1 protein-coding gene is annotated in these 1,071 nt (G+C 42.6%); it reads left to right on the forward strand.

The window, feature by feature from the left end; genetic code table 11:
- Positions 1 to 57 precede the first annotated feature (57 nt).
- A complete protein-coding gene (locus AC1DYB_RS30380) occupies positions 58 to 1,032 on the forward strand; it encodes an integrase core domain-containing protein (RefSeq protein ID WP_477440698.1) in 975 nt (324 codons plus the stop codon).
- Positions 1,033 to 1,071: the final 39 nt, after the last annotated feature.

Here is a 1,071-nt window from a genome sequence, read left to right on the forward strand (position 1 = left end):
TGTAAAGGTCAGATAATTCGGTAACAGAATTAGCTTTAACTAATAAAGCTAAAAGTTATGCGGAACATAAACAACGATCTTACCTTAAAGCGAAATTACCTGAGCAAGTACCGTTTTTTAATCGGTGAATATGAACAGGTAAAGCGTGGTGAACATACTATTTTTAGGTTTGCCAAAGATTTCTATTCAGCTCATGATACCGATCCGAGAAGTTTTTTAAAGTATTATAACCGTTTTAAGCAGTCAGGTAATGAACTGGATCTGTTGCCCGCTAAGCGTGGGCCAAGGTATTCTACCAGGCGACCTGACCCGGATGATGAGCAAAAAGTGCTTGATCTGCGTATGGGAGGTTGCAATAAGTTTGAAATAGCTTATCAGCTTAAACAAAAATCAAATAACTTTAACCCATCGCCGTCTGGTGTGTACAATATTCTAAAGCGGTATCAAAAGAACCGTTTACATGCGGCGGATAAGGAAATAAAGCGAAAGATCATTAAAGAACGCATGGGCCAGTTAGGACATATCGACTGTCATCACCTAAGTAAAAGTGTGATCAGAGGGCAAAATAGGAGGTTATATCTGCTTTGCGTGCTGGATGATTATTCCCGCCTGGCCTGGGCACAGGTGATGGAAGACATCACCGCGCTGACCACCATGTTCACTGCCATGCATTGCATGCAGGCGCTCAAACGGGAGTTCGGCATCCAGTTCGAGGAGATCATTGCCGATAACGGCCCGGAGTTTGGTACTTCAACAAGTTTGCAAAAGCGGAACCATCCTTTTGAGCGAATGTTAATGGAAACAGGCATCAAACGGCGGTATATGCAGCCTTATCGGCCGCAAACGAACGGCAAGGTGGAACGCTTTTGGAGGACCCTTAAAGAAGACCTTATTGAAGATACCGATTTCGACAGCTTTGAAGAGCTGGAAGATGAACTCCTCAAATATCTTGTTTATTATAACTGGGAACGGCCACATCAGGGCATCAATGGTAAAAAACCTATCGATATGGTCACCCTAAACAACAAATAAAAATACCTGATTCTGTTACCGAATTACTAAACCCTTACA

It is taken from the genome of Mucilaginibacter sp. P2_A4 (assembly GCF_056405015.1).

Bases quoted from the DNA above. Each gene is read 5' to 3' on its own strand.
- AC1DYB_RS30380 (WP_477440698.1), top strand. From the start codon at position 58: ATGCGGAACATAAACAACGATCTTACCTTAAAGCGAAATTACCTGAGC.